Genomic DNA, 7021 nt, shown 5'->3' on the forward strand with positions numbered 1-7021 from the left:
CAATGCGCGCCGTCATTGTCATGTACGACAGCCTGAACCGGCGGATGCTGCCCCCCTGGGGCGCGCCGGACGAGCAGGCACCGAACTTCGCCCGGCTGGCCGCACACTCGGCTACCTTCGACACTTGCTACGCGGGCTCGATGCCCTGCATGCCCGCCCGGCGCGAGATGCACACGGGACGCTACAACTTCCTGCACCGGTTCTGGGGCCCCATCGAGCCCTTCGACGACAGCGTCTACGAGATCCTGGCCCGTCAGGGGGTGCATACCCATATCGTCACCGACCACCAGCACTACTGGGAAGACGGCGGCGCCACATACCTGACCCGCTTCTCGACCCATGAGACGGTGCGCGGACAGGAGGGCGACGCCTGGAAACCCTACCTCGCCGATCTTGACCGCACGGTGATGCAGGTCCCGCCGAAACGCGCCCGCACCCAGGACGCCGCCAACCGCAAGGCCATCGACAGCATAGAGAAAATGCCGCAGACCCGTGTCTTCGACGCTGGTCTCGACTTCCTCGAGCGCAACGCCGACCAGGACGACTGGCTCCTGCAAATCGAAACCTTCGACCCGCACGAGCCCTTTTTCGTCCCCGGAGAAGAGGGAGACGACTGGCCCACCTACGGCCGAGTCACCGAAACGCCCGAGGGCGTTGCGGCGATGCAGCAGCACTACCTGAAGGTTCTGGCGCAATGCGACCGCAACCTTGGCCGCGTGCTGGATGTCTTCGACGCCCAAGGCCTGTGGGACAACACCATGCTGATCGTCTGCACCGATCACGGCTTCCTGCTGGGCGAACGCGGGTGGTGGGGCAAGAACGTCATGCCTTGGTACGACGAGGCCATCCACACTCCGCTTTTCGTCTGGGACCCAAGATCGCGGATAGCGGGCGAACGGCGCGAGGCGCTGGTACAGACCATCGACATCGCGCCAACCCTGTTGGATGCCTTCGGCCACGCCCCCACCCCGCACATGCAGGGCCAGCCGCTGACTGCGACAATCGCCAGCGATACGCCAGTGCGCGACGCCGGGCTCTTCGGCGTCTTCGGCCTGCATGTCTCAGTCACCGACGGGCGCCATGTCTACATGCGCGGCCCATCCGACACCGAGGCCCCCCTGCGCGAATACACCCTGATGCCGACGCGGATGCGCGGTTTCAAACCGCTTGCGGAGCTTGCCCGGGCGGAACTGCATCCGGGCTTCAGCTTCACCAAGGGGGCAAAGGTTCTCCGCATGCCGGGCGCACCGCAGCGTGGCCCCGACGACCTCTCGACGCTGCTTTTCGACCTGGAGTCCGACCCGGGTCAGGAACACCCCCTGAACGCCCCTGGGCTTGAGGCACGGATGGCCGAGCTGCTGGTCCGGCAGATGCGCGCCAGTGAGGCTCCGCCCGAACAGTACCAGCGTCTCGGACTGCCCGAAACCGGGCCGGTCGGGGTCCAGCACCTGCATCTGAACCAATAGGAGAGATCATGCGCCTGGAAGACTTGAGCCGCCCGCCTTTCAATCTGGACCGCGAGGCGCTGGAGTGGGTTCGGCGCACCCGAGAGAGTCTGGATGATCAGGTGGCGACCGCGCAGCTGTTCAACCTGAACTCCCGTGACCCCGTCGACGCGGCCGAGCTGGCGCGCTTGGCCACTCTCTCTCCCGGCGGGCTCACCCGTTTCTTCGGCGAGGACGGCGCGGCAGAGCGCCACGCGCTTGCGCAGATCCAGCAGCAGGCGGAGGTGCCGCTGCTTGTCTCTGCGGACCTGGAAGGCTCGCGGATGAGCCTGCCCTTCGGCACTGCCGTGCCGAACCCCCTGGCCCTGGCCGCCGCCGATGACGCTGACCTGACGACCGAGGTGGCACGACTGATGGCGCAGGAGGCGCTCTCCATCGGCGTGAACTGGGCCTTTGCGCCGGTGATCGACATCAACGCGGCGGCGCGCAGCGCCATCGTCGCCACCCGCGGCTTCGGTTCGGACCCCGAGCGGATCGCGCGTCATGCCACGGCCCAGATCGCCGCCTTCGAGGCCGAAGGCCTCGCCGCGACGGTCAAGCACTGGCCGGGCGAGGGCTATGACGACCGCGACCAGCACCTGGTGACCACGGTGAACCCGCTTTCCATGACCGAATGGCAGGCCAGCTTCGGCAAGCTCTACAGGGCCGCGATAAAGGCCGGCGTCCGCGCCGTGATGACCGGCCATATCGCCCTGCCCGCCTACCTGCGCGAGAAGGACCCCGCCACCGACGATGAGACCGCTCTGCTGCCCGCCACCATCAGCCACGCCCTGAATATCGACCTGCTGCGCGGGGACCTGGGCTTCAACGGGCTGATCGTCTCGGATGCCAGCGAGATGGCCGGACTGACGTCGGTCGTCGAGATGGTCCAAGCCAAGGTCGAGATCATCAAGGCCGGCTGTGACATGGTTCTTTTCTCCTCGGATCCGGAGGCCGAGATCCGCGCCGTGCGCGAGGCTGTCGCCTCGGGTGAGATCCCGCGAGAACGCTTCGAAGCCGCCCTGATGCGGGTGCTTGGCCTGAAGGCCTCTCTGGGACTGCATACCGGAGCGGCACAGCCCCGTCTGGCGCCGGAAGCCGACACGGCACAGGCCATCGCCAATCGGGCCTTCGCCAAGGCACCGACCCTGGTCAAGGACCGCAACGCAACGCTCCCCCTCGACCCAACGCGGCACCGGCGCATCCTGGTGCTGACACCAGGCATCATCGAGCCGATGCAGAATGCCCGTCTGCCTTTCGACCTGCCGCAGATGCTGCGCAAGGAAGGATTCGAGGTGACCGTGGCGCCCTATGGCACCCCGCTTGACCTGACGGGAAAGGATCTGGTGCTCTACCTCTTTGGGGAGGAAACCCTCCTGACCCGGGGCCGCATCTTCCTGGACTGGCGCGCCCTGCATGGTCATTTCAAGCTGTCCATGGCCCGGCCCTGGCACCAGCTACCGACGGTGATGATCTCCTTCGGATACCCGTACTACCTCTACGATGCACCCCGGGTCCCCACCTACATCAACGCCTATGCCACACACCCCGCCATGCAGGCGGCGGTTCTGGAGGCGCTGATGGGACGCGCGCCCTTCGCTGGCAGCAATCCCGTTGATCCTTTCGATGGCGCCCCGGACGCGCACCTCTGAGCGATTAAATTGACGCATCGCTGACTCGATTAAATGCACTTCATCCGCATCTATTTGCCTCGTATCACCGGCGGCAGAGTTGGTCCGGCTTATCGGCGGACCAAAAAGGGAGGCACCATGTTCAAACTCATTTCCGCCGCTGCTCTGACGCTGGCGACCACCACTGCTCTTGTCACGCCGGCCATGGCCGAGGTTCAGAACGACGCCGAGACTCTGGCCATCGGCGGTTTTCTCGACAACCGCACCTTTGATCGCGGACAGCTTCAGGCCTCGCACTGGGCGAAGTACTGGCAGCCGGTCTTCGACACGCTGCTGCGCATCGACGCCGAGGGCAATATCTCGGGCAACGTGGCGACGGACTACAGCTTCGCAGAGGACGGAAGCAGCCTGACCCTGATCCTGCGCGAGGGGCTGAGCTTCACCAATGGCGAGCCGGTCGACGGCGCCGCAGTGAAAGCCAACATTGAGTTCCTGCAGAACGCCACCGGTCAGAACAAGTGGATGGTCGGCGGCATCAGCGAGGTCGAGGTCGTGTCGCCGACCGAGGTCGTGCTGCATATCGAGGAGCCCAACCCGGCGCTGCTCTTTGGCCTGGCGACCGTCGGCGGCGCGCTGGCCGCGCCCTCGACCCTGGGCACCGAAGAGGCCAAGACCGTTCCCGTCGGATCTGGCCCCTACATCTACGACACCGAGGCCTCGGTCGTTGGACGGCAGTATGTCTACAAGCGCAATCCCGACTACTGGAACCCTCAGGACTTCCCCTTCGAGCAAATCACCATTACCCCGATCCGTGACATGAGTGCGCGGATGAACGCCCTGCGATCCGGCCAGATCGACGCCGGCGCCGGCGATCCCCGTGCGGCGTCCGAGGCCGAAGCCACAGGCCTGACCGTCGCGTCGAACCCGAACAACTTTTTCGGCATCTTCATCGCTGACCGCGCCGGTGAGATGGTTCCCGCCCTGGGCGATGTGCGCGTGCGCCAGGCGATCAACATGGCCTTCGACCGCGCCTCAATCCTCGAGTACATCGACAACGGCTATGGCCAAGTGACCAACCAGCCGCTGGTCTCTCCGAACGCACTGAACAACCCCGACCTCGAAGGCAGCTACGACTACGACCCCGAAGCGGCGCGCGCGCTGCTGGCCGAAGCCGGCTACGCAGACGGCTTTACCGTGTCGATGCCGGAAGTGGCCTCCATGGCCTCCTACAACCCCATCGTCGAGCAGCAGCTGGCGCAGATCGGAATCACCGTGGACTGGATCAAGATCTCTCCCACGGGCACGATCCCCGAACTGCTGTCCGGCAAGTATCCGATGTTCCTCTTCCGCCTTGGTACTCAGACCGCCTGGGGAGACGTGCTGAAGTACATCGGACCGGACGCCCCCTGGAACCCCTCGGGCAGCCAGTCCGACGAACTGGACCAGCTGATCGAGACGGCCCGCAATGCGCCGCTGGAAGACCAGGACACAGCATTCCAGGCGATCACCACCTACCTTGTAGATAACGCCTGGTTCGCGCCCTGGTACCAGATTGACGGTGTCTACTTCACCAATGACGAGGTGCGCGTGGTTGTGCCGTCGCACAACATCACACCGTGGATCTATGACTTTCAGAAAGCCGGCAACTGAACCAGGTCAACCGGGCCTTAGCAAAGATGAACTTGGGCGGGGCAGGATTTGCCTCGCCCGACTGCCCTCCGGATCTGGCCTCAGGCAAGAACGTCCGCCCTCCATGCGCGGCCACGAGCTGAAACACCCACGGTCGGCCCACCCCGGCACCGGCCTTCGACCAGAGGCTGTGCGCCCGTGCCACGATAGCTGGACCCGGACATATCCCCCTCAGCCCGCGATGCGCTGTCAGGCTTGCCGCGGGCCGAGCGAAAGGCCAAGACAACACAGCCCTGAGTATTATGATGGTCAACCAGAACGAGAGCAGTTGCTGCGGTAGAGGGCGCAAGCCGGACTGCATGCGCCAGGATGATGCAAGCTACATGGCCGCGGCTCTCGCCGTTCCGCTGGCTGCACATGGGACCCGCCAGGAACTGCACGACGCGCTGGTCTCTATCCCCGCTGGGCATTTCGAGATGGGCACCCGGGTCTCTCGCTACGCTCGGGACCTGGACAGCCCTCGCCGCAGGGTGAAGGTCTCAGGCTTCAGGATCGCCGATGCGACGGTCTGCAATGCTGAATATGCCCGTTTCATCAACGAGACCGGCTACCGCACCGTCAGCGAGGTCGAGGGTTGGAGCTATGTCTTCCATCTGCAACTTGCGGATCCGACGCTTTGGCCCCTCCACCCGCCGGGCCTGCCTTGGTGGCGACTTGTGCATGGTGCCTCATGGGCACAGCCCGAGGGCCCGGGCTCAAGCTGGGAGAATCGCGCTGATCACCCGGCGGTCCATCTGACCTGGTTCGACGCGTTGGCCTATGTGACCTGGGCCGGGCTGAGGCTGCCCCGCGAGGCCGAGTGGGAGCGCGCCGCTCGTGGTGGACTGGTGAACAAGAAATTCCCATGGGGCAACAAGCTGGTCCCCGAGAGCGGCTTTGCCATGAACACCTGGCAGGGCGACTTCCCACACACGAACTCGGGCGAGGATGGCTACATTGGAACCGCGCCGGTGCGCAGCTATGCGCCCAATGGCTATGGTCTCTACAACATGACCGGCAATATCTGGGAGTGGGTCCAAGACTTCTACGGACCCCGCCCCACGCCTTCTCGCCTGCCCGAACAGGACCCGACAGGCCCCCAAACGGGCAGCGCCCGTATCCAGCGCGGAGGCTCTTACCTATGCCATGTCAGCTACTGCGACCGATACCATGTGCATTCCAGGACATGGAACGATGCGAATAGTTCGACGGCGAACTGCGGCCTTCGTGTGGCCTCCAACGGCTGACGTCCGTCACCCTCGATATCGCCGGCACCCGCTACGTCATCGCCGACATCCGCATGCGCGTACTCACGCCGCGCGAACTCTTCACCGCCCAGGCGAAGAATCTGGGCGCTGCCCCTACATTCTGCGCGACGCGGGGTAACATCTGAACGTGACAACAACCGATCACTATGCCTGCGGCCGAGACGAATCCATCGCAAAGGTCGTGAAGCTCAGGAACACGCAGTGAACCTGCCGTCGAAACACCGTCGAAACAGGTCGAAACGACGAAACAGAATTTCTCTTAAGTAATTGATTTTATGGTGCCCCCACACGGGTTGTATTCCCGTTGCAGGCATCGCGTCAGCTGGTAGCTCCAGCGAAACAAGGGCTATCAGCCGGGGAGTCACCGCGTCAACAGGCACCAGTTGGTCTACGGTTTGGTCTACGGTAGCAGGACCGCAGAGAGGCGCTGTGAGGTGGTTAAACGGTTCAGCTAGGGTTGGCCTAAGCTTCACCGCAGGTGAGCGCCTAGGGCCCTCTACGGCGCAGCTAAGGAGGCCTCTTCCTCAGAGGACGAATAGTGACCCACCCCACCGGGGGAAACGCCGAAGCTCGATACATAAGATCGGGCTCTCAGCTATCTGCCCCATAAACATCTTGGGTATGGGAGGGGGGAGGAAGAGCTTCAGCTTTCACTTACGGGTCCCACTATGGGGAGCTACCTGTAGCTACCTGCTGTAGCTATTGCTTATGCTTGATAGTCCCCCTCCTCCTTCCCTTGAACCTATAGCCTTAGGCTACAAGCTGTAGTGGCTCAGCATGGACCTCAGCTTCATCCGAAGTGTCATCAGCTGTTTCAAGCTGCTCCTTGGTGATGAGGTCTACCACCCCCTCCTGTCCCGTCCTCTTCTTGAAGACCTCCAGCATGACAGCCATAGCTTTGGCTGCTGCTGAGGCTGGGACCAGGACTGCATCATGGATGGGGAGGGCGACGATGCCGTGGCTCTTCAGC

5 protein-coding genes are annotated in these 7021 nt (G+C 63.8%); 4 read left to right on the top strand and 1 reads right to left on the bottom strand.

Annotation, left to right across the window (positions count from 1 at the left end):
• Positions 1–2 precede the first annotated feature (2 nt).
• The 4 genes from CVM50_RS16545 (at position 3) to CVM50_RS16560 (ending at position 6030) form a co-directional block, all read left to right on the top strand.
• Entirely contained in the window at positions 3–1466 is a 1464-nt protein-coding gene (locus CVM50_RS16545) for a sulfatase (protein ID WP_085888534.1), read from the top strand.
• A gap of 8 nt (positions 1467–1474) precedes the next feature.
• Positions 1475–3136: a glycoside hydrolase family 3 protein gene (locus CVM50_RS16550; protein WP_085888535.1), complete on the top strand. Its 1662-nt coding sequence runs from the start codon at positions 1475–1477 to the stop codon at positions 3134–3136.
• A gap of 117 nt (positions 3137–3253) precedes the next feature.
• Positions 3254–4765 carry an ABC transporter substrate-binding protein gene (locus tag CVM50_RS16555; protein ID WP_085888536.1) on the top strand — a complete coding sequence of 504 codons (1512 nt, stop codon included), beginning with the start codon at positions 3254–3256 and terminating at the stop codon, positions 4763–4765.
• 284 nt (positions 4766–5049) lie between these two features.
• Positions 5050–6030, top strand: coding sequence for a formylglycine-generating enzyme family protein (locus CVM50_RS16560; RefSeq protein ID WP_085888568.1), 981 nt, complete (start codon positions 5050–5052; stop codon positions 6028–6030).
• A 771-nt stretch (positions 6031–6801) separates the two neighbouring features.
• Here CVM50_RS16560 and CVM50_RS22005 read toward each other — a convergent pair.
• Positions 6802–7021: hypothetical protein (locus CVM50_RS22005; RefSeq protein ID WP_085890271.1), on the bottom strand; the 220-nt coding region annotated here is incomplete at its 5' end.

This window comes from Pseudooceanicola marinus (assembly GCF_002786295.1).
GTDB lineage: Bacteria > Pseudomonadota > Alphaproteobacteria > Rhodobacterales > Rhodobacteraceae > Pseudooceanicola > Pseudooceanicola marinus.